This window comes from Variovorax sp. AC194 (genome assembly GCF_979257995.1).
The window spans coordinates 4006374-4028537 of the sequence record NZ_OZ409823.1 but is presented as its reverse complement, the minus strand read 5'-3'; the positions used below and the strand labels follow the sequence as shown (position 1 = coordinate 4028537).

Genomic DNA, 22164 nt, shown 5'->3' with positions numbered 1-22164 from the left:
GCACTCGCAGATGCAGACGCGCGTCGTCATCGTGCCCGGTTGGCGGGATTCCGGGCCCGGCCACTGGCAGAGCCTGTGGGAAGCGCGCATCCCGGGCGCCGCGCGGGTGGTGCAGGACGACTGGGCTTCGCCCAAGCGCGACGCCTGGGTGCCGGCGCTCGCCAAGCTGGTGATGGAGACCCCCGGCCCGGTGGTGATCGCGGCGCACAGCCTGGGCTGCATCGCCACCGCGCACCTGCCGCCCGAGGCGGCCGCCCGCATCCAGGGTGCGCTGCTGGTGGCGCCGGCCGACCCCGAGCGCCGCGCGGTGCTGTCGGACTTCGCGCCCGTGCCTTATGCCGCGCTGCCGTACCGCAGCATCGTCGTGGCCAGCAGCAACGACCCCTACTGTCCCATTCGGCTCGCGGGTGCATATTCGCGGGCCTGGGGCAGCGAGTTCGTGCGCATGCAGAATGCGGGCCATATCAACATCGATTCGGGGCACGGAGACTGGCCGCTCGGCCTGGCTTTGCTCCAATCCCTGACCGACGAGCCCGCCGCCTGGTCGGCGGGCCGTGATTTTTCAGAAACCTTGGCAACCACATGACTTCCAGAATCAAGACCTTCGTCGCCGTGCTCGCGCTGGCGTCCTCCGCACTCGCCGGCAGCAGCGCTTTTGCGCAGGGCACCACGCTGCTGAACGCGTCTTACGACGTGGCCCGCGAGTTCTACAAGGACTACAACGCAGCGTTCGTGGCGCACTACAAGAAGGCCACCGGCAAGGACGTGAAGATCGACCAGTCGCACGGCGGCTCCAGCGCCCAGGCGCGCTCGGTGGCCGACGGCCTGGATGCCGACGTGGTGACCATGAACACCTCCACCGACATCGACTTCCTGGCCAACACCGGCGTGGTCGCCAAGGACTGGACCAAAAAATTCCCCGAGAACGCATCGCCGACCACCTCGACCATGCTGTTCCTCGTGCGCAACGGCAACCCCAAGGGCATCAAGGACTGGGACGACCTGATCAAGCCCGGCATCCAGGTCGTGATCGTCAACCCCAAGACCGGCGGCAACGGGCGCTATGCCTACCTGGCCGCCTGGGGCTACATCAAGAAGAAGGGCGGCACCGATGCGCAGGCCGCCGAGTTCGTGGGCAAGCTCTTCAAGAACACGCCGGTGCTGGCGCGCGGCGGCCGCGACGCCACCACCGCCTTCCTGCAACGCAACATCGGCGATGCGCTGATCACCTTCGAGTCGGAAGTGGTCTCCATCGACCGCGAGTTCGGCACCGGCAAGGTCGACTCGGTGTACCCGTCGATCAGCATCGTGGCCGAGAACCCGGTCGCCGTGGTCGAGCGCACCGTCGCCAAGAAGGGCACCGGCGAACTCGCCAAGGCCTACCTCGATTGGCTGTACTCCGAAGAAGCGCAGGAAATCGCCGCCAAGCACGCGCTGCGCCCGCGCTCGCAGGCTGTACTCAAGAAGTACGCCGCAACGTTCAAGCCGCTGCAGCTCTTCACGGTGCAGGAACTGTTCGGCAGCCTCGGCGAAGCGCAGAAGGTGCACTTCAACGACGGCGGCCAGTTCGACAAGCTGTACACGCCCGGCGCAAAGTAAATGAGCGGCGCAGTCTCTTCGGCGCTCCCGTCCGCGGGAGCGCCTTTTTCGCGTGCCAACCGGGCGGGGGGCGCCAAGCGCGTGCTGCCCGGTTTCCACATCACGCTCGGCTTCTCGATCCTGTACCTGAGCCTGATCGTGCTGATCCCGCTGTCGGCGCTGGTCTTCAGGACCTTCACGCTGACCTGGGACCAGTTCTGGGTGGCCGTGACCGCGCCGCGCGTGATGGCGTCCTACCGCCTCACCTTCGGCGCCTCGCTGATCGCCGCGCTCGTGAACGCGGTGTTCGGGCTGCTGGTGGCCTGGGTGCTGGTGCGCTACAAGTTTCCGGGCAAGCGCATCGTCGATGCGCTGGTCGATTTGCCATTCGCATTGCCCACGGCCGTGGCCGGCATCTCGCTCACGGCGCTGCTCGCGGGCAACGGCTGGATCGGGCAACTGCTCGAGCCGCACGGCATCAAGCTGGCGTTCACGCCGGCGGGCATCGTGATCGCGCTGATCTTCATCGGGCTGCCGTTCGTGGTGCGCACGGTGCAGCCGGTGCTCGAAGACGCCGAGAAGGAACTCGAAGAAGCCGCCACCTCGCTCGGTGCGACGCGCTTTCAGACCTTCACCAAGGTGATCTTTCCGTCGATCGCGCCGGCGCTGCTCACCGGCTTTGCCATGGCCTTCGCGCGCGCCATCGGTGAATACGGCTCGGTGATCTTCATCGCCGGCAACATGCCGATGATTTCGGAGATCACGCCGCTCATCATCATCGGCAAGCTGGAGCAGTACGACTACGCGGGCGCCACCGCGGTCGCGCTGGTGATGCTGGTCATTTCGTTCCTGCTGCTGCTGGTCATCAACGGCCTGCAGGCCTGGCAACGCAAGCGCGGAGGGGCATGACATGAGTGCACCTTCCAAAATCATCCGCCGCGCGCAGGCCGGCACCACCGAAGCGGCCTGGGTGCGCTGGACGCTGATCGGCATTGCGCTCGCGTTCATGTTCCTGTTCCTCGTGCTGCCGCTGGCGGCCGTGGCGACCGAGGCGCTGCGCAAGGGCGTCTCGGCGTACCTGGAGGCGCTGAAGGAGCCCGACGCGTGGAGCGCGATCCGCCTCACGCTGATCACGGCGGCCATCACGGTGCCGCTGAACCTCGTGTTCGGCGTGGCGGCGGCCTGGGCCATCGCCAAGTTCGAGTTCCGCGGCAAGGCCTTTCTCACCACGCTGATCGACCTGCCGTTCGCGGTGTCGCCGGTGGTGGCGGGCCTGATCTACGTGCTGGTGTTCGGCGCGCAGGGCTGGATCGGCCCGTGGCTGGCCGAGCACGACATCAAGATCATCTTCGCCGTGCCCGGCATCGTGCTGGCAACCGTGTTCGTGACCTTCCCCTTCATCGCACGCGAACTGATCCCGCTGATGCAGGCGCAGGGCACCGACGAGGAGCAGGCGGCCATCGTGCTCGGCGCGACCGGCTGGCAAACCTTCTGGCGCGTGACGCTGCCCAACATCAAATGGGGCCTGCTGTACGGCGTGATCCTCTGCAACGCGCGCGCGATGGGCGAGTTCGGCGCGGTGTCGGTGGTGTCGGGCCACATCCGCGGCCAGACCAACACCATGCCGCTGCACGTGGAAGTGCTCTACAACGAATACCAGTCAGTGGCCGCGTTCGCCGTGGCCTCGCTGCTGGCGATCCTGGCGCTGGTCACGTTGGTGATCAAGTCGGTGATCGAGTGGCGCCACGAGCGCGAGATGAAGGCCATTGCCGAGCTGCCGCCGGAACGCCCGCCTGAAGCCACGGCCGCCTGAGAGAAAGACAGAGAAGAAATCATGAGCATCGAAATCCGCAACATCAGCAAGCAGTTCGGCGACTTCCGCGCGCTGCGCGACGTGAACCTCGACGTGCAGTCGGGCGAGCTCGTCGCGCTGCTCGGCCCCTCGGGCTGCGGCAAGACCACGCTGCTGCGCATCATCGCGGGGCTGGAGACGGCCGACACCGGCAGCATTCTTTTCTCCGGCGAGGACACCACCGACGTGCATGTGCGCGAGCGCCAGGTGGGCTTCGTGTTCCAGCACTACGCGCTGTTCCGCCACATGACCGTGTTCGAGAACGTCGCCTTCGGCCTGCGCGTGAAGCCGCGCAAGGAACGCCCGAGCGACGCGCAGATCAAGGCCAAGGTGACCGACCTGCTCAAGCTCGTGCAGCTCGATTGGCTGGCCGACCGCTATCCGTCGCAGCTCTCGGGCGGCCAGCGCCAGCGCATTGCGCTGGCCCGCGCGCTCGCGGTGGAGCCCAAGGTGCTGCTGCTCGATGAACCCTTCGGCGCGCTCGACGCCAAGGTGCGCAAGGAACTGCGCCGGTGGCTGCGGCGCCTGCACGACGAGCTGCACGTCACCTCGATCTTCGTCACGCACGACCAGGAAGAGGCGCTCGAGGTGGCCGACCGCGTGGTGGTCATCAACAAGGGGCAGATCGAGCAGGTCGGCTCGCCGCAGGACGTGTGGGACAAGCCCGCGAGTCCTTTCGTCTACGGATTCCTGGGCGACGTGAACCTCTTTCACGGCCGCGCCGACAACGGCCAGGTGCAGCTTGACGGCATGCGCCTGGACTCGCCCGAGCACAGCGGCGCGCGCGACGCCAAGGCCATGGCCTATGTGCGTCCGCATGACCTGGATGTGACACGCTACGTGCCGGGCGCCACCGGCATCGTCGCCACGCTGTCGCGCGCGATCGTGGTCGGCCCGATCGCTCGGCTGGAACTTGAGCCCACCGAATCGAATCCAGATAATCCGGGCTCCGGAACCATCATCGAGGCGCAACTCCCTGCGCAACAGTTCCGTGACCTGGGCTTGAAGGAGGGCGACACCGTTGTTGCCAATCCGCGCAAGGCCAGGGTGTTCGTAGAAGAAGATTGGGTGTCTCCTTGATCGATTGGTACTTCGGCGCGCCGCGCCGCGCGCTCGGGCTGATCTGCCTGGCCTGTGTCCTCATGCTGGCCTTCGGGCTGTATCTGCAGCACGTGGTGGGGCTCGAACCCTGTCCCATGTGCATCGTGCAGCGGTATGCGCTGGTGCTGGTGGCCCTCTTCACCGGGCTGGCGGCCATCTTCCGCCACCGCGCGCTGCAGGTGACCGGCGGGGTGCTGGCGCTGGTGTCGGCGGTGGGCGGCGCCTACACGGCGGCCTCGCAGAGCTGGCTGCAGTGGTATCCGCCCGAAGTCGTCTCGTGCGGGCGCGACCTCTACGGGATGATCGAGACCTTTCCGCTCAAGCGCGCGCTGCCATTGATCTTCCGCGGCGGCGGCGACTGCTCCAAGGTCGACTGGACGCTGTTCGGGCTGACGCTGGCGAACTGGTCGTTCATCGCGTTCGTGGTGCTCTCGCTGATGCTGATCACGCTGCTCCTGCGCCGCCGCACCGTGCGCTGAGTTCTTTCTTCGCATCCCAAAAAACGGCGTGGCTCGCCGGCCCTGGAAGGGGCGGCGGGCCACGCCGTTTTTTCATGCACGCCGGCGGCAACAATGGCACGAAGTAGCCCTTCGAGGGAACTCCCTCTTTAGCAGGCCTTCAGAAAGCGGGGCTAGGATCGATCCGATCCCCTCCCGCCGCGTGTTTCACTTTCACCTCATTGCATGCCAAACAACCCACCGCGGCGATCGCGCAAAGTCCTTCTCGGTATTGCAGCGCTCGTCGTCCTGGCCGTCATCGCTTTCTTCTGGCTGAGCCCGGCCAAGAAAACCGAATACCTCACCGCCACCGTGCAGCGCACCGACCTCGAAAACGCGGTGCTCGCCACCGGCGTGCTGCAGGCGCTCAAGCAGGTGGAGGTGGGCGCGCAGGTCAGCGGCCAGCTCAAGTCGCTGAAAGTGGTGCTGGGGCAGACCGTGAAGAAGGGCGACTGGCTCGCCGAGATCGATCCGGTCATCTCGCAGAACACGCTCGCGCAGGAGCAGGCCAAGCTGGAGAACCTGCAGGCCCAGAAGCTCGCCAAGGAAGTGCGCGTCAAGCAGGCCGAGCTCACCTGGGCCCGGCAGCGCGAAATGCTGGCGCAGGACGCCGCGCCGCGCCAGGACATGGAAAGCGCCGACACCGAACTGCGCGCGCTGCGTGCCGACGGCGTCTCGCTGGAAGCGCAGATCCGCCAGCAGCGGCTGGCCCTGGCCTCCGCGCAGACCAACCTCTCGTACACCCGCATCGTCGCGCCCATCGACGGCGACGTGGTCTCCATCAGCACGCTCGAAGGCCAGACCGTGGTGGCTGCCTTCCAGGTGCCCACGCTGATGAAGCTGGCCGACCTCTCGACCATGACCGTGAAGGCGCAGGTGTCCGAAGCCGACGTGGTGCGCGTGAAGGCGGGGCTGCCGGTGTACTTCACCATCCTCGGCGACCCTGACAAGCGATACCACGGCACGCTGCGCGCGGTGCAGCCCTCGCCCGAGAAGATCAACAACGCGGTGTTCTTCAATGCGCTGTTCGATGTGCCCAACCCCGACCGCACGCTGCGCGTGGACATGACCGCGCAAGTGGCCATCCTGCTGGGCGAGGCGAAACACGCGCTCACGGTGCCGCTCACCGCGCTGGGCGCGCGCGACAAGGACGGCCGCCAGGAGGTGCGCGTGCTCAAGCCCGACCAGAGCGTGGAAAAGCGCCAGGTGCGCGTGGGCATCAGCAACAACTTCCAGGCCCAGGTGCTCGAGGGGCTGAAGGAGGGCGACACGGTCATCACCGGCGATGCCTCTGCGCTCGACCCGGCCAGCAGCGGCGAAGGCGGCGGCAACAGAGGAAAGCGCCAGTGACCGAGCCGCTGCTGAAGCTGCGAGGCATCGGCCGCAGCTTTCCCTCGGGCGACGAGGAAGTGCAGGTGCTCAAGGACGTCGACCTGGACATCGGCAACGGCGAAATGCTGGCCATCGTCGGCGCCTCGGGCTCGGGCAAGTCGACGCTGATGAACATCCTCGGCTGCCTGGACCGGCCGAGCAGCGGCACCTACACCGTCTCGGGCCAGGATGTGGGCACGCTCGACAGCGACGCGCTCGCCCAACTGCGCCGCGAGCACTTCGGCTTCATCTTTCAGCGCTACCACCTGATGCAGCACCTGACGGCCACGGGCAACGTCGAGGTGCCCGCCGTCTATGCCGGCACCGAGGGCGCGGCGCGCGATGCGCGGGCGCGGCAACTGCTCGCGCGCCTGGGCCTCGCAGACCGCACCGAGCACCGGCCGAGCCAGCTCTCGGGCGGCCAGCAGCAGCGCGTGAGCATCGCGCGCGCGCTGATGAATGGCGGGCAGGTCATCCTGGCCGACGAGCCGACCGGCGCGCTCGACAGCAAGAGCGGGCAGGAGGTCATCGGCATCCTGCGCGAGCTGCATGCGCAGGGCCACACGATCATCATCGTGACGCACGACATGCAGGTGGCCAGCTGCACCGAACGCATCATCGAGATCGCCGACGGCGTGATCGTGGGCGACCGGCCGAACGTGCCGACCGTCGCGGCTCCAACGCAGGCAGTCGGCGCCGATGCGTCGCCGCCGCCCGCGATGACGAAGCCCAAGCTCGGCATCGCACGCTTCAGCACCGGCTGGGCCCGCTTCGCCGAGGCCTTCCGCATGGCCTGGCGCTCGATGATGGCGCACCGCATGCGCACGGCGCTCACCATGCTGGGCATCGTCATCGGCATCACCTCGGTGGTGTCGATCGTGGCCATCGGGGAGGGCGCCAAGCGCTTCGTGCTCTCGGACATCCGCGCCATCGGCACCAACACGCTGGACGTGTACCCGGGCCGCGACTTCGGCGACGACAAGGCCGCGAGCATTCGCACGCTGACGCCGCCCGACCTGCAGGCCATCGCCGCGCAGCCCTATGTGCACAGCGTGACGCCCGCCACGATGCGCAGCCTCCGCCTGCGCTACCGCAGCGCCGACATCAACGGCAACGTGAACGGCGTGAGCGACGCGTTCTTTCGCGTGCGCGACATGCACATGGCCAGCGGCGCGGCCTTCACCGCCGAGGACGTGCGGCATCAGTCGCAGGTGGTGGTGATCGACCAGAACACGCGGCGCAAGCTCTTTGCCGACGGCACCGAGCCGGTCGGCAAGGTGATCCTGGTGGGCAACCTGCCGTGCACGGTGATCGGCGTGGCGCAGGAGAAGAAAAGCGTGTTCGGCGAGAACAAGTCGCTCAACATCTGGCTGCCCTACAGCACTGGCGCGAGCCGCCTCTTCGGGCAGCAGCACTTCGACGGCATCACCGTGCGCATCCGCGACGACCAGCCGACCAAGGCGGCCGAGGACAGCATCGTGCGGCTGCTCACGCTGCGCCATGGCGTGAAGGATTTCTTCACCTTCAACATGGACAGCATCGTGAAGACGGCCGAGCGCACGAGCCAGTCGCTCACGCTGCTGCTGTCGCTGATCGCGGTGATCTCGCTGGTGGTGGGCGGCATCGGCGTGATGAACATCATGCTGGTGTCGGTGACCGAGCGCACCCGCGAGATCGGCATCCGCATGGCCGTGGGCGCGCGGCAGAGCGACGTGCTGCAGCAGTTCCTGACCGAGGCGGTGCTGGTGTGCCTCGTGGGTGGGTTGATCGGCGTGCTGCTGTCGTATGGCATCAGCTTTCTGTTTTCGCTCTTCGTGACGCAATGGCAAATGATCTTTTCGATGGGGGCCGTGGTGTCGGCATTTCTGTGTGCGTCGCTGATCGGCGTGCTCTTCGGCTATTTGCCGGCGCGCAATGCGGCGCGGCTCGATCCGATCGAGGCGTTGGCCCGTGAGTAGCGCGCGCTTTGCCCTGGGTGCGCTCGCCGTGGCGTTGGCGCTGGGCGGCTGCACGCTGTTCCAGCCGGAGCGGCGCGAGCAGCGGCCGCTGGCGGTGCCGCAGGTGTGGCAGCAGCCGCAGCCCGGCACGCCGAGTGCGGCCGCGGCGTTTCCAGCGCGCTGGTGGGGCGCGTTCAACGATCCGCAGCTCGATGCGCTGATCGACGATGCATTGCGCACCAACAACGACCTCGCCGCCGCCGGCATCCGCGTTCAGCGCGCGCAGTTGCAGGCGGGGCTCGCGAACACCAACCTCACGCCCAGCGTGGTGGGGCAGGCCAGCACGGGGCGCAGCTACGACCTGAAGCGCGGCGGCGTGGCTGGGTCGAGTTCGACATCGCTCGTCACGCTGAGCTACGAGCTCGACCTCTGGGGGCGGCTTGCGGCGCAGCGCAGCGCGGCCGACTGGGAGCTGAAAGCCACCGAGTCGGACCGGCAAGCCACGGCACTCTCGCTGGTGGGCACGACCGCGGGGCTCTACTGGCAGGTGGGCTACCTCAACCAGCGGATTGCGTTGAGCGAAGCGGGCATGGAGGATGCGCGGCGCATCCTTGCGCTGGTGCGCGCCAAGTACGCTGCAGGCGCGGTGTCGGGCCTCGATGTGGCGCAGGCCGGGCAGAACCTGGCAAGCCAGGAAGCGGCGCACACGCAACTGCTGCAGCAGCGCGTCGAGGCGCGCAACGCCCTGGCGATTCTGTTCGACCGTCCGCCGGAGACCGCGGCGCAGGAGCCGTCGCAACTCCCGAACATCGACCTGCCAGTGATCGACGCCGGCCTGCCCGCCAGCCTGCTCGGCCGCCGACCCGACCTGCGCGCCGCGGAGCAGCGCTTGCGCGGATCGCTGGCAAACGTCGATGCGACGCGCACCAGCTTCTATCCGGCGCTGAGCCTCACCGGTTCACTGGGCACGACGAGCACTGCACTGGGCGAATTGTTGAAGAACCCCGTCGCCACGCTCGGCGCGGGGCTGGCGCTGCCTTTCCTGCAATGGAACACCGCGCGGCTGAGCGTGGCCGTCTCGCAGACGCAGTACGAAGAGGCGGTGCTCGGCTTCCGCCAATCGCTCTATACGGCGCTGTCGGAAGTGGAGAACACCTTGTCGTCGCGCTCGCAGTTGCGCGACGAGAGCGAGAAACTGGTGGTGGCGCTGCAGCAGGCGCAGCGCGCGGAGACCCTGTCCGAAGTGCGCTACCGCGCCGGCGCGACCGCGTTGCAACCGGTGCTCGACGCGAAAGACAGGCGCCGGTCGGCAGAGGTGTCGCTGGCCCTCAACCGCTTGAACCAGCTCAACGCGACGATGACGCTCTACAAGGCGCTGGGCGGCGCGGCAACCGATCAGTCCTGAAAAGGCGGCGCCCCGCGCAGCTTGCGAAAAATCAGCGCGGGCAGCCGCAGGACGAACTCGACCATCAGCCGCGCGTGCATCCACGTCAGCAGCACGTTGTCGCGCCCATAGCGGAAGTGCGAAACCCCGCCTTCCTCGGCTGTCAGGTACTTCACCGGCGCATCGATGTTCACGGGCTTCACGCCGCGCCACGCGAGGCGCACGACCGCTTCGGTATCGAAGTCGAAGCGGCGCATCCACGGCTGACGTGCCATCACGGCGATCAGGTCAGTGATGGGATACACGCGGAAGCCATAGAGCGAATCGCCGATCCCCGCGAACAGCGTCTCCAGCTGCGTCCACCCGTTCGACACGCGTCGCCCGCGCACACGCAACAGTGGCGCGCTGGCATCGAACACGGGCCGCCCGAGCACCATCGTCTCGGGCCGGGCCAGCGAGGCCTGCATGAAGGAGGGAATGAGGTCGGCGGGATGCTGCCCGTCGGAATCCATCGTGAGCGCATGCGTGAACCCGGCGTCCTTCGCCATGCGCAGCCCGTGCAGCACGGCGGCCCCTTTGCCCTGGTTCTGGGGCAGCACCCACACGCGCAGGCCCGGATCGCTGGCCGCCATCTGCTGCAGGCGCTCGCCCGTGCCGTCGTCGCTGCCGTCGACCACCACCCACACCGGGTTCCACTGCGCGCGCGCGCCCTGGACCGTGGAGAACAGGCGTTCGCCCGCGTTGTAGCTGGGGATCAGGACAAGGTGGGTGCGCGAGGCGTCTGGCATTCGGGGGACGCGTCGGTGGCGCGCTGCTCCATGTTTTGGCGAAAGTATTGTTCGAGGTCGGCCTGCAGGATGTCGCTGTCCGGCGTCGGCGAGAAGCGCTGGCCCAGCCGCAGGGTGAAGACGATCGGCAGCGGCGGCACGCGCCACAGCGGCCAGCCCTTGCTCAGATACGGCGAATCGGTGTCGATGAACACCGTCTGGATCGGCGCCTGCGCAAGCTTGGCGATCAGCGTCACGCCCGGGCGAAATGCGTTCAGAGGCGGCGTCACGGTGCGCGTGCCTTCGGGAAAGATCACCAGCTGGCCGCCGCTGCGCAGGTCGTTCACTGCCAGCCGCACCATCGTGCGCGCCGATTCGTTGCTGATGTAGCGCGCCAGGCGCGCGCCCGCGCCCAGGAAGATGTTGCGCAGCAGGTCCGCCTTCATGATGCAGGCGCTGCGCGGCAGCCGCGCCACCAGCAAGAGCGCATCGAGCATCGTCGGGTGGTTGGCCACGAAGATCACGCCGGGCTCGTCGCGCATCGGGTCCAGGCACGCGGCATCGATGCGCATCATGCCGGTCACCGAGGCGAGCCACCAGAACATGCGGTAGGCGAAGGCGATCGTCATGCGCCCCAGCGTGCGCGCGGGTCCCATCGGCATCACCGGGTAGAGCAGCATCGCGACGAAATTCCAGACCAGCGAAATGAGGCCGAGGAACAGCAAGAGCGCGTAGAGCATCAGCGCGAGCGGGATCGCCCAGAGAGTGCGCAGCACGCGGGTCATCATGGAGGAAGGAATGGTCGGGCCTCGATCGGTCGAGCGGCGGCTCAGGGCCGCAGTCCACCGGCTGCGACCGTGTGCGCCTCGATCTCGACCAGCAGGTCGCTGCGGCAGATGTCGGCTTCCAGGTACACCGCATCGCGCGCCATCGGGGCGTCGGCGCCCAGTGCATCCTCGATCACGCCGCGCACCGCTTCGGTGTCCGAAGGGTGGCGCACGTACACCACCACATCGAGCCCGGCGAGCGAGAAGTTCGCGGTGACGCGCTCGTTGGCGGCGGTGATCACGGCCTGCAGGTTGCGCAGCGTCTCGCGCGTCTGCTCCTGCACGTCGCCGTGGTGCTGCGTCTCGTGCCCGACGATGCTCGCGGTGCCCGAAATGAAGAGCGCGATGTTGCCGTCGCCGATGTCCGAGAGCGCGGCGCGGGAGAAGGTCGGCGAGCGCGGTCCGTAGGTTTCGGGATAGCGGTAGGCCGAGACCTGCCGCGGGTTCTCGACCGGCAGCGGCGCCACCTGGCCCGCGAGGAAGCGGATCGACAGCATGCCCTGGTGGATGCCCAGCGCGCACGCGGCAGGCGCTCCCTCGAACGCGGCGCGGCCGGCTTCGAAGAAGGCCTCCTGCCGGCCGAGGTTGAACTGGCGGTAGCGCTCCAGACCGCCGCCATCGGCGTTGATCTGCGGCAGGTAGTTCCAGATGCGCTGCAGGTGGGGCGTTCCGGCCTGCGCGAGCGTCTTGAAGAGATCGCGGTAGGCGCGGTGCGCGAGTTCGGCCAGGCCCTGCTTCTCGGCGGCTTCGTCCAGGTCGATGGCGCCCAGGAGCCACTGCCCGTCGGTGCGCCAGCGCGCGATGCCGGTGGTGCCCGACTCGATGTGCGCGCCCGTCACATGCCACACGTCGGCCATGGCGCCGTGCGACGACAGCACGCGCGCATTGACGGTCGGCATCCATGCCACGCTGTGCGGCGTGCCATAGCCGAGAGCCGCGAAGGGCGCCTTGCCGTTCGTGGCCAGCGCCAGGCTGTCGGCCAGCGAAAGGCGCTCGACGCGCAGGTGGGAAGAAAAGGTGTCGTCCTGAACTCGCACTGTCAAGCGGCCTTAGCAATCTGTTCTGGTTTGCGGGCGGTGTAGGAAGAAAAGACACCCAGGCTCGGGTAGCGGCGCACGTCGGTGAAGCCCGCATCGCCCAGCGCCTGCATCACCCGCTCGGGCGGAATGCAGGCCTCGATGGTGTCCCAGTAGTAGCGCCACAGCTCGGAGGTGTCGCGCTGGCGCCCGACCATGCGGGCGATCAGCGGCACCACGGCGCGCATGTAGCCCTTGAGGAGGGCCGTCGCGATGCGGCCCTCGGGCTTGGTGATTTCGAGCACGATCACGCGGCCGCCCGGACGCAGCACGCGATGGAACTCGCTGAAGGCGGCGGCCACGTCGCTGATGTGGCGCATGGCGTAGCCCATGCTCACGAAATCGCAGCTGGCGTCGGGGCGGGGAAGCGCCTCGGCCACGCCCGTGAGCAGTTCGACGCCGGGCAGCTTGACCTGTTCCATCATGCCGGCGCTGGGATCGACGCCGGTGAGCTTGCCCGTGGGGCCGATGATCTTGAGCGCCTCGCGCGCCACGAGGCCGGTGCCGATGCCCACGTCCAGCACTTGTGCGCCCGCGGCGAGGCCGGCTTGCTGCAGTGCAGCGCGGCGGTACGAGGGGCCGGTGCCGAAGGCCAGCACGGCCTCGATGCGGTCGTAGTCCGCCGCGGTGCTGTCGAAGATGCGGCGAAGAAAGGCCTGGTGCTCTGCCTCGTTCTTGTAATAAAGCGGAAGGGGCGCGTGAGGCGCGAGGGTGTCGGGATTCCCGGTTCCGACGGTAGGCGATGGCGTCATCGAAAGATTATCGCCAAAAGCCCCGGCCCGAATTCGGGGCCGCCGGCGGGCGTTGTGTGCGCCGGACAGTAAACTCGCAGCTTGCTTTGAAAACACAAGACAGCGAGATAGAAAGCCATGGCCGGACACAGCAAATGGGCAAACATCCAGCACCGCAAGGGCCGCCAGGACGAGAAGCGCGGCAAGCTCTGGACCCGCGCCATCCGTGAAATCACCGTGGCCGCGCGCGCCGGCGGCGGCGACCTGAGCGCCAACCCGCGGCTGCGGCTGGCGGTCGAAAAAGCCAAGGCGGTCAACCTGCCGATCGACACGGTCAAGCGCAACATCGACAAGGCCACGGGCAACCTCGAAGGCGTCAACTACGAGGAAATTCGTTACGAGGGGTACGGTATCGGCGGCGCCGCGATCATCGTGGACACCATGACCGACAACCGCGTGCGCACCGTGGCCGAAGTGCGCCACGCCTTCTCCAAGCACGGCGGCAACATGGGCACCGAAGGCTCGGTGGCCTTCCAGTTCAAGCACTGCGGCCAGATCATCTTCGCCCCCGGCACCGATGAAGACAAGGTGATGGAAGTGGCGCTCGAAGCGGGCGCCGAAGATGTCGTCACCGACGACGACGGCGCCATCGAAGTGATCACCGCCGCCCTGGAATTCGAAGCCGTCAAGAACGCGCTCGAAGCCGCGGGCCTGAAGCCCGAAGTGGCCGAAGTCACCATGCGCGCCGAGAACACGGTGGACGTGACTGGCGAAGACGCCGCGAAGATGCAGAAGCTGCTCGACGTGCTCGAGGACCTGGACGACGTGCAGGCGGTCTTCCACAACGCCCTGCTCGCCGAATAGCGAATGAATGAACATTGATCCACAGCGAATGAAGAAGGCCCACGAATGAAGGTACTGGTTATTGGAGGAGGGGGCCGTGAACACGCCTTGGCATGGCGACTGGCGCAGGCCAGCCGCGTGAGCCGCGTGTACGTGGCGCCGGGCAACGGCGGCACCGTGAGCGACGAGCGCTACGACTGCATCGACATCACCGAGCCCGCCGCGCTGCGCGAGTGGGCCATCCAGGAAAAGATCTCGCTGACCGTGGTCGGCCCCGAGGCGCCGCTCGCGGCGGGGGTGGTCGACGAATTCCGCGCGCACGGGCTGCGCATCTTCGGCCCGACGCAGGCGGCCGCGCAGCTGGAGAGCTCCAAGGCGTTCTCCAAGGCGTTCATGAAGCGCCACAAGATTCCGACGGCCGAATACGAGGCCTTCACCGACGCTGCTGCAGCCCACGCCTACATCGACGCCAAGGGCGCGCCGATCGTCGTCAAGGCCGACGGCCTGGCCGCAGGCAAGGGCGTGGTCGTCGCGATGACCTCGGAAGAAGCACACGAGGCCGTCGACTTCATGCTGGTCGACAACAAGTTCGGCGTGTCGCACAACGACGGCGGCGCGCGCGTGGTGATTGAAGAATTTTTGCAAGGCGAAGAAGCCAGCTTCATCGTGCTGTGCGACGGCAAGAACGTCACCGCGCTCGCCACCAGCCAGGACCACAAGCGCCTGCTCGACGGCGACGAAGGCCCCAACACCGGCGGCATGGGTGCTTATTCGCCTGCGCCAGTGGTCACGGCCGAAGTGCATGCGCGCGCGATGCGCGAGATCATCCTGCCGACGATCCGGGGCATGGAAAAGGACGGCATCCCGTACACCGGCTTCCTCTATGCGGGCCTCATGATCGATGCGTCCGGCCATCCGAAGACGCTCGAATTCAACTGCCGCATGGGCGACCCCGAGACGCAGCCGATCATGATGCGGCTCAAATCGGACCTGTTCGAGGTGTTCTGGCACGCCACCGACGGCACGCTCGACCAGGTCGAGCTGCAGTGGGACCGGCGCGTCGCGCTCGGCGTGGTGATGGCGGCGCACGGCTACCCGCTCTCGCCGCGCAAGGGCGACCGCATCGCCGGCATTCCGCCCGAAGCGCCCGATGCCGTGGTGTTCCATGCCGGAACGACCATGCAGGACGGCGAACTCAAGACCAGCGGCGGCCGCGTGCTCTGCGTGACCGTGCTGGCCGACAGCGTGAAGCTCGCGCAGCAGCGCGCCTACGAGGTCGCGGCGCGCGTGCGCTTCGACGGCGCGCAATACCGCAAGGACATCGGATTCCGCGCAGTGCATGCGCGCAACGCACCCCAAGCCTGATGCACCAGACGAACCCCGCGGCAGTCGGCAGCTACCTGCGTGGGCTGCAGCAGTCGATCATCGCGGCGGTCGAGAAGGCCGACGGCGGCACCTGCCTGCACGATGCGTGGCACAAGGCGCCGGGCGAGCCGTTGCAGGGCAATGGCCTCACCTGCATCCTCGAAGGCGGGGCGCTGTTCGAGCGCGCGGGCTGCGGCTTTTCGCAGGTGCGCGGGCCGAAGCTCCCGCCCTCGGCCACGCAGAACCGGCCTGAACTCGCCGGTGCGCCGTTCGAGGCGATGGGCGTGTCGCTGGTGTTCCATCCGCGCAATCCGTACGTGCCGATCGTCCACATGAACGTGCGCATGCTGGCCGCGCTGCCCGAGGGCGGCGAGCCGGTCTGCTGGTTCGGCGGCGGCATGGACTTGACGCCCTGCTACGGCTTCGAGGAAGACGCGGTGCATTTCCACGCCACGTGCCGCGATGCGCTCGCGCCCTTCGGCGACGACAAGTACCCGCGCTTCAAGACCTGGTGCGACGAATATTTCTTCTTGAAGCACCGCAACGAACAGCGTGGCATCGGCGGCATCTTCTTCGACGATTTCGCCGAGGGCGGTTTCGACAACGGCTTCGCGCTGATCCGCGCGGTCGGCGATGCCTTCCTGCCGGCGTACCTGCCGCTGGTCGAGCGCCGCCGCCACACGCACTACGACGAGCGCGAGCGCGAATTCCAGCTCTACCGGCGCGGGCGCTATGTCGAGTTCAATCTCGTGTGGGACCGCGGCACGCACTTCGGGCTGCAGTCGGGCGGGCGCACCGAATCGATCCTGCTGTCGATGCCGCCGCTCGCAAGCTGGGCCTACCGCCAGCAGCCCGAGCCGGGCAGCCCCGAGGCTGCGCTCTACAGCGACTTTCTTCCGAGGCGCGACTGGTTGTGAATTCTTCCGGCACGGCCCCGCGCATCGGCGTCTTCGGCGGCGCGTTCGATCCGCCGCACAACGCGCACGTCGCGCTGGCCGAAGCCGCATTGGCGCAGCTCGACCTGGCCGAGCTGCACGTCATTCCGACAGGGCAGGCATGGCACAAGAGCCGCACGCTCACGCCGAAGGAAGATCGCCTCGCGATGACGCGGCTGGCTTTCAACGGCTTGAAGGGCAAGGTCGTCATCGACAGCCGCGAAGTGTTGCGCGACGGCCCGACCTACACGCTGGACACCCTGCACGAGTTGCAGAAAGAGCAGCCCGGCGCCCAGCTCGTCTTGATCATGGGCGCCGACCAGGCGGGCGCGCTGCCCAGCTGGCATGGCTGGCAGGCTATACTCGGCATTGCTATCGTTTCTGTAGCGTATCGCGCACTATCGACGGGCGGCATTGCCCGTTTTGATCCGAACATGCTGCCCAACCTCCCGGCTGGCGCGCGTTTCGAGGCGCTAGAACTGCCTGCCATGGACACCAGCGCCACCGAGATTCGGCGGCGCGCTGCACTGGGCGTGGACATTTCCTCGCTGGTTCCGCCCACGGTTGCACGCTATATTGACCAACACCACCTCTACCGCTCTGCCTGATGACCACTGAAGCCGCCGCCAAGAAAGACACCCAGAAACTCCAGCGAGCCATCATCGATGGTCTCGAAGACGTCAAGGCGCAGGACATCCAGGTATTCGACACGGAGCACTTGTCGCCGCTGTTCGAGCGCGTGATCGTCGCCTCGGGCACCTCCAACCGCCAGACCAAGGCGCTCGCCGCCAGCGTGCGCGACGCGGTCCGCGAGGCCGGCTTCGGCAAGCCGCGGATCGAGGGCGAGGACAACGGCGAGTGGATCATCGTGGACTGCGGCGCCGCCGTCGCGCACATCATGCAGCCCGCCATCCGCCAGTACTACCACCTCGAAGAGATCTGGGGCGACAAGCCGGTGCGCGCCAAGCTCGGCGGCGCCAAGCCTGCCGCCAGCACCTCGTCGAGCACCGAAGACGCGGGCGACAAGAAGAAAAAGCCCGCCGCCAAGGAGCCTTCGCTGCGCCGCGCGAGCGCCGCCAAGACGGCCGTCAAGGCCGCCGAGCAGGAAGCCCGGGAAGAGAAGGCCCGCCGCTCGCCCGCACGAAAGACCGCCGCGAAGAAGGCGCCCGCCCGCAAGACCTCGACCACCGCGCGCACGCCGGTCAAGATCATCGGCAAGCCCGTCGCGAAGAAGACTGCGGCCAAGCCCGCGGCAAAGAAGGCGCCTGCCAAGAAGGCGCCCGCCCGCCGCGCATGAAGCTCCTGGTGGTCGCCGTCGGGCAGCGCATGCCCGATTGGGCGCAGACTGCCTGGGACGACTACGCCAAGCGCTTCCCGCCCGAGCTCAAGCTCGAGTTGCGCGCCGTCAAGACCGAACCCCGCGGCTCCAAGTCATTGGAGACGCTCTACGCCGCCGAACGCGAACGCATCGAGGGTGCCATCGCCCGCGGCATGCGCATCGTGGCGCTCGATGAGCGCGGCACCGCGCTCACCACCAAGGCGCTCGCGGCGCGCCTGCAGGCCTGGCAGGGCGAGGGCGACGACGTGGCCCTGGTCATCGGCGGGCCCGACGGCCTCGACCCTGCCTTCAAGGCCGCGGCGCACGAACGCATCCGTCTCTCGGACCTGACCCTGCCGCATGCGATGGCGCGGGTGCTGCTGGTCGAGCAGCTGTACCGGGCGTGGTCGGTCAACGCGGGCCATCCGTACCACCGGGAATGACGCGCTCGCCCGGTGCGGCCATGCCCATCGTCCGCCGGCGCGTCCTTCACTTTCTGTTCGGACTTGCGCGCTCGCCGCATGCGTGGGTCTGGCATCTCACGGAGCCTTGAACTTGCCCGACTTCATCTACCTCGCGTCGCAAAGCCCGCGCCGCGCCCAACTGCTCGGCCAGCTCGGCGTTCGCCATGAACTGCTGCTGGCCACGCCCGAAGAAGACGCCGAGTCGCTCGAAGTCGTGCTGCCCAATGAATCGCCGACGGCGTATGTGCAACGCGTGACCGCCCTCAAGCTCGATGCCGCCGTCGCGCGGCGCAAGCGCCTGGGCCTGGCCGACGCGCCCGTGCTCTGCGCCGACACCACGGTCGCGCTCGGCCGCACCATCCTCGGCAAGCCCGAGGACGCGCGCGACGCCGAGCGCATGCTGGCGCTCCTGTCCGGCAGCACCCACCGCGTGCTGACCGCCGTCGCGCTGCAGCACGGCCGCCGCCGCCATGCGGCGCTCAGCGTGTCGCGCGTGCGCTTCGCCGCGATCACGAAGAGGCAGATCGCCGGCTATGCGGCCAGCGGCGAGCCGCTCGGCAAGGCCGGCGCCTATGCGATCCAGGGCGCCGCGGCGGCCTTCATCGAGCACATCAGCGGGTCCTATTCGGGCATCATGGGACTCCCGATGTTCGAGACCGCGCAGCTGCTTCGCAGCGCCGGTTTCAATACTTAAGAATTCCATGCAAGACATCCTGATCAACTGGTCGCCCCAAGAGACCCGTGTGGCGCTGGTCGAGCACGGCGCGGTGCAAGAACTGCATGTCGAACGCACGCTGGAGCGCGGGCTGGTCGGCAACATCTACCTGGGCAAGGTCTCGCGCGTGCTGCCGGGCATGCAGTCGGCGTTCATCGACATCGGCCTGGAGCGCACGGCCTTCCTGCACGTGGCCGACATCGTCGCGCCGTTCACGCCGGGCTCGCGGCCGAGCGCGCCGGCACCCGAGCGCGATCACCGCAACGGCGGCCCGATGGTGCCGATCGAGAAGCAGGTGTTCGAAGGGCAGTCGCTGCTGGTGCAGGTGATCAAGGACCCGATCGGCACCAAGGGCGCGCGGCTGTCGACGCAGATCAGCATCGCGGGCCGCTTGCTCGTGTTCCTCCCGCAGGACAACCACATCGGCGTCTCGCAGAAGATTCCTTCGGAGCAGCGCGAGTCGCTGCGCACGCGCATGCTGACGCTCATCGAGGCGGCAGCGGCCGCCGACAGCGGCGGTGTGGTGCCGGCCAACACCGGCGGCTTCATCCTGCGCACGAACGGCGAAGACTCGTCCGATGCCGAGCTGGCCGAAGACATCGCCTACCTGCGCAAGACCTGGTCGCGCATCCGCGACGCGTCGAGCAAGCTGCCCGCGATGTCGCTGCTGCACCAGGACCTGAGCCTGCTGCAGCGCGTGCTGCGCGACATGACCATCGAAGACACGCAGACCATCCGCATCGACTCGCGCGAGCAGTTCGAGGTGCTGCTGAAGTTCGGCCTCGAATTCATGCCGCAGGCGGCCGGCAAGCTGCAGCACTACAAGGGCGAGCGGCCGATCTTCGACCTGTATTCGGTGGACGAGGAAATCGCCAAGGCACTGGGCCGGCGCGTCGAGCTCAAGTCGGGCGGCTACCTCGTGGTCGACCAGACAGAGGCGCTGACGACCGTGGACGTGAATACCGGCGGCTTCGTCGGCGCGCGCAATTTCGACGACACGATCTTCAAGACGAATCTCGAAGCGGCGCAAGCGATTGCAAGGCAGTTGCGGTTGCGCAACCTGGGCGGAATCATCATCGTCGACTTCATCGACATGGGGCGCGACGACCATCGCGAGCAGGTGCTGGCGGAGTTCCGCAAGCAGTTGGCGCGCGACCGGGTGAAGACCACAGCCGGCGGCTTCTCGCAGCTCGGGCTGGTCGAGATGACGCGCAAGCGCACGCGCGAATCGCTGGCCCACATGCTGTGCGAACCGTGCGCGGCCTGCGGCGGGCAGGGCATCGTGAAGACCGCGCGCAGCGTGGCCTACGACGTGATGCGCGAGATCCTGCGGGAAGCCCGGCAGTTCACGCCGCGCGAGTTCCGCATCGTGTCGTCGCCGCAGGTGATCGAGCTTTTTCTCGACGAGGAAAGCCAGCACCTGGCGGGGCTGAGCGACTTCATCGGCAAGCCGATTTCGCTGCAGTCCGAGCCCGCGATCGGGCAGGGGCAGTACGACATCGTGCTGCTCTGAGCGAGCGGCTCAGAGCGTCGGGTCTTGTCCCGGCGTGGCGCTGCGCACCGCCAGCGTCTGCAGGCGCGCATAGAGCCCGTCCAGCGCCAGGAGCTGCGCGTGGCTGCCTTGCTCGGCGATGCGGCCTTGCTCCATCACGATGATGCGGTCCGCATGCTGGATGGTCGAGAGGCGGTGGGCCACGATCAACGTGGTGCGGTTCTGCATCAGGCGCTGCAGGGCGTCCTGCACGAGCCGTTCCGATTCGGTGTCGAGCGCCGAGGTGGCTTCGTCCAGCAGCAGCACGGGCGCATTCTTGTAAAGCGCGCGCGCAATGGCGAGCCGCTGGCGCTGGCCGCCCGAGAGCTGCGTGGCGTTGTGGCCCAGCACCGTGTCCATGCCCTGCGGCAGGTTCTCGACGTGAGCGCTGAGGTTGGCGGCGACCAAGCATTCGTTGACGCGCTCGCGGTCGATTTCCGAGCCCAGCGCCACGTTGGCGGCCAGCGTGTCGTTGAGCATGACCACGTCCTGGCTCACCATCGCAAACTGCGCGCGCAGGCTCTTCAATTGCCATTCGCTGGTGTCGTGTCCGTCGAGCAGCACCTGCCCGCCGCTGGGCTGCACGAAGCGCGGCAGCAGGTTGACCAGCGTGGTCTTGCCGGAGCCCGAAGGCCCGACGAAGGCCACCACCTGGCCGGGCTGGATGGTCAGGCTCACGCCGTCGAGCGCGCGCTGTTCGTCGTCGCCGCGGTAGCTGACCTGCACGTTGCGCAGCTCGATATGACCATCGGCGTGCCCCATCTCGAAGCTGCCCTGCGATTCGGGCGCGACTTCGTCGACCAGGATCAGGCCGCGCTCGAGCGCGGCCAGGCCGCGCGTGATCGGCCCGGCCACTTCGGCCAGGCGCCGGATCGGCGCGATGAGCATCAGCATGGCCGTGATGTAGGCGACGAATCCGCCCACGGTGAAGCCCTGCTTGCCGCTTTGCCAGAGCGCGATCATCACCACGATCGACAGCGCGAGCGAAGCCATCATCTGCGTGAGCGGCGTGGTCGCGGCCTGGGCGATGGTGGATTTCACGGCCAGCCGGTTCAGGCGCTGGCTCAGCTGCTCGAAGCGGCGCTCCTGCGCCTCTTCGGCGCCGTGCAGGCGCACGACGCGGTGGGCGAGCACGTTTTCCTCGACCACGTAGGCCAGCTCGTCGGTCGCCTGCTGGCCCTGCTGCGTGAGCTTGTAGAGGCGCTTGGAGAACACCTTCATGATCCACGAGATGCTGGGCACCAGGAAGGCGACGATCAGCGTCAGCTTCCAGTTCAGGTAGACCAGGTAGCCCAGCAGCGCGATCAGCGTGAAGCCGTCGCGCGAGAGCCCGAGCAGCGCCTGCACCAGCAGCATCGCGCCGGTCTGCACCTCGTACACCACGGTGTTCGAAAGCGCGCTCGCCGACTGGCGCGTGAAGAGGGCGAGCTCGGCGCCGAGCAGGCGCTCGAACAGCACCCGGCGCAGCTTCTGCATGCCTTCGTTGGCAATACGCGAGAGCGCATATTGAGAGATGAATTGCGCGATGCCGCGCACCGCGAAAAGCATGAGCACGGCGGCGGGCACGAACCACAGCGGCATCTCGCCGCGGGTGAAGCCGCGATCGAGCAAAGGCTTCAGAAGGGCGGCCATGAGCGGCTCGGTGATCGCCGCCAGCATGGCCCCGGACAGGCCCACGGCCCACCATTTGCGCGAGCTGCCGAACCAGGTCATGAGGCGCGCCAGACGGCGCATCAGGGGAGGGCGCGCGTTCTCGCTGCCAGGGGATGCTTGCATGGCGGCGGATTCTACGGGTCGCCCCGGGGATGGCTTTTCGCAGGAGTCGTGTAGGACCGCACCGATGGATAAACGTTTTGTGACGGGGCCGCCGGG

Annotated in this window: 22 protein-coding genes; 17 read left to right on the top strand and 5 right to left on the bottom strand. The window is 67.6% G+C overall.

The genetic code is table 11. The features are described from left to right. The first annotated feature begins 10 nt into the window (after positions 1–10). From ACZYRS_RS19185 to ACZYRS_RS19145, 9 genes are all read left to right on the top strand, one after another. Positions 11–586, top strand: a complete 576-nt coding sequence (locus tag ACZYRS_RS19185) for an RBBP9/YdeN family alpha/beta hydrolase (RefSeq protein WP_463420521.1) — start codon at positions 11–13, stop codon at positions 584–586. Beyond that, on the top strand, positions 583–1599 hold the full coding sequence (locus ACZYRS_RS19180; RefSeq protein ID WP_463420520.1) for a sulfate ABC transporter substrate-binding protein: 1017 nt from the start codon (positions 583–585) through the stop codon (positions 1597–1599). The genes ACZYRS_RS19185 and ACZYRS_RS19180 overlap by 4 nt, the downstream gene beginning before the upstream one ends. Further along, positions 1600–2487, top strand: a complete 888-nt coding sequence (cysT, locus tag ACZYRS_RS19175; RefSeq protein ID WP_198784130.1) for a sulfate ABC transporter permease subunit CysT — start codon at positions 1600–1602, stop codon at positions 2485–2487. Position 2488: 1 nt separating this feature from the next. Then, entirely contained in the window at positions 2489–3391 is a 903-nt protein-coding gene (cysW, locus tag ACZYRS_RS19170; RefSeq protein ID WP_463420519.1) for a sulfate ABC transporter permease subunit CysW, read from the top strand. Between the two features lie 21 nt (positions 3392–3412). Next, entirely contained in the window at positions 3413–4510 is a 1098-nt protein-coding gene (locus tag ACZYRS_RS19165) for a sulfate/molybdate ABC transporter ATP-binding protein (protein ID WP_198784128.1), read from the top strand. Continuing rightward, positions 4507–5010: a disulfide bond formation protein B gene (locus ACZYRS_RS19160; RefSeq protein ID WP_463420518.1), complete on the top strand. Its 504-nt coding sequence runs from the start codon at positions 4507–4509 to the stop codon at positions 5008–5010. The genes ACZYRS_RS19165 and ACZYRS_RS19160 overlap by 4 nt, the downstream gene beginning before the upstream one ends. A 204-nt stretch (positions 5011–5214) precedes the next feature. Further along, a complete protein-coding gene (gene macA / locus ACZYRS_RS19155; protein WP_463420517.1) occupies positions 5215–6378 on the top strand; it encodes a macrolide transporter subunit MacA in 1164 nt (387 codons plus the stop codon). Further along, positions 6375–8357 (top strand): macrolide ABC transporter ATP-binding protein/permease MacB, encoded by a 1983-nt coding sequence (gene macB / locus ACZYRS_RS19150; protein ID WP_463420516.1) that lies wholly within the window; start codon positions 6375–6377, stop codon positions 8355–8357. The genes macA and macB overlap by 4 nt, the downstream gene beginning before the upstream one ends. After that, positions 8314–9741, top strand: a complete 1428-nt coding sequence (locus ACZYRS_RS19145; protein WP_463420515.1) for an efflux transporter outer membrane subunit — start codon at positions 8314–8316, stop codon at positions 9739–9741. The genes macB and ACZYRS_RS19145 overlap by 44 nt, the downstream gene beginning before the upstream one ends. Here the strand turns inward: ACZYRS_RS19145 and ACZYRS_RS19140 are convergent. Genes ACZYRS_RS19140 through ACZYRS_RS19125 form a run of 4 tightly spaced genes read right to left on the bottom strand, consistent with a single transcriptional unit; the run spans position 9732 to position 13142 of the window. Further along, on the bottom strand, positions 9732–10508 hold the full coding sequence (locus tag ACZYRS_RS19140; protein ID WP_463420514.1) for a glycosyltransferase family 2 protein: 777 nt from the start codon (positions 10506–10508) through the stop codon (positions 9732–9734). The two genes, ACZYRS_RS19145 and ACZYRS_RS19140, sit on opposite strands and share 10 nt — an antisense overlap. Beyond that, positions 10475–11272, bottom strand: a complete 798-nt coding sequence (locus tag ACZYRS_RS19135) for a lysophospholipid acyltransferase family protein (protein WP_463420513.1) — start codon at positions 11270–11272, stop codon at positions 10475–10477. The genes ACZYRS_RS19140 and ACZYRS_RS19135 overlap by 34 nt, the downstream gene beginning before the upstream one ends. Before the next feature lie 44 nt (positions 11273–11316). After that, positions 11317–12351, bottom strand: coding sequence for a chorismate transformation FkbO/Hyg5 family protein (locus tag ACZYRS_RS19130; RefSeq protein WP_463422510.1), 1035 nt, complete (start codon positions 12349–12351; stop codon positions 11317–11319). A gap of 2 nt (positions 12352–12353) precedes the next feature. Beyond that, entirely contained in the window at positions 12354–13142 is a 789-nt protein-coding gene (locus ACZYRS_RS19125) for a class I SAM-dependent methyltransferase (protein WP_463420512.1), read from the bottom strand. A gap of 117 nt (positions 13143–13259) precedes the next feature. Between ACZYRS_RS19125 and ACZYRS_RS19120 the strand changes: the two genes are divergently transcribed. From ACZYRS_RS19120 to rng, 8 genes are all read left to right on the top strand, one after another. After that, entirely contained in the window at positions 13260–13985 is a 726-nt protein-coding gene (locus tag ACZYRS_RS19120) for a YebC/PmpR family DNA-binding transcriptional regulator (protein ID WP_198784120.1), read from the top strand. A gap of 45 nt (positions 13986–14030) precedes the next feature. After that, complete coding sequence (gene purD, locus ACZYRS_RS19115; RefSeq protein WP_463420511.1) at positions 14031–15329, top strand: phosphoribosylamine--glycine ligase; 1299 nt, start codon at positions 14031–14033, stop codon at positions 15327–15329. Beyond that, positions 15329–16246, top strand: a complete 918-nt coding sequence (gene hemF, locus ACZYRS_RS19110) for an oxygen-dependent coproporphyrinogen oxidase (protein ID WP_463420510.1) — start codon at positions 15329–15331, stop codon at positions 16244–16246. Before purD ends, hemF begins: the two co-directional genes overlap by 1 nt. Further along, positions 16243–16872, top strand: coding sequence for a nicotinate (nicotinamide) nucleotide adenylyltransferase (gene nadD, locus ACZYRS_RS19105; RefSeq protein WP_463420509.1), 630 nt, complete (start codon positions 16243–16245; stop codon positions 16870–16872). Before hemF ends, nadD begins: the two co-directional genes overlap by 4 nt. Beyond that, positions 16872–17561, top strand: a complete 690-nt coding sequence (gene rsfS, locus ACZYRS_RS19100) for a ribosome silencing factor (RefSeq protein WP_463420508.1) — start codon at positions 16872–16874, stop codon at positions 17559–17561. The genes nadD and rsfS overlap by 1 nt, the downstream gene beginning before the upstream one ends. After that, on the top strand, positions 17558–18025 hold the full coding sequence (gene rlmH / locus ACZYRS_RS19095; protein WP_042579728.1) for a 23S rRNA (pseudouridine(1915)-N(3))-methyltransferase RlmH: 468 nt from the start codon (positions 17558–17560) through the stop codon (positions 18023–18025). The genes rsfS and rlmH overlap by 4 nt, the downstream gene beginning before the upstream one ends. A 112-nt stretch (positions 18026–18137) precedes the next feature. Next, complete coding sequence (locus ACZYRS_RS19090) at positions 18138–18740, top strand: Maf family protein (RefSeq protein WP_463420507.1); 603 nt, start codon at positions 18138–18140, stop codon at positions 18738–18740. 7 nt (positions 18741–18747) lie between these two features. Further along, a complete protein-coding gene (rng, locus tag ACZYRS_RS19085) occupies positions 18748–20274 on the top strand; it encodes a ribonuclease G (protein WP_198784114.1) in 1527 nt (508 codons plus the stop codon). A gap of 9 nt (positions 20275–20283) precedes the next feature. Here the strand turns inward: rng and msbA are convergent, their stop codons facing one another. Next, on the bottom strand, positions 20284–22068 hold the full coding sequence (gene msbA, locus ACZYRS_RS19080; RefSeq protein WP_463420506.1) for a lipid A export permease/ATP-binding protein MsbA: 1785 nt from the start codon (positions 22066–22068) through the stop codon (positions 20284–20286). Between the last annotated feature and the right edge of the window lie 96 nt (positions 22069–22164).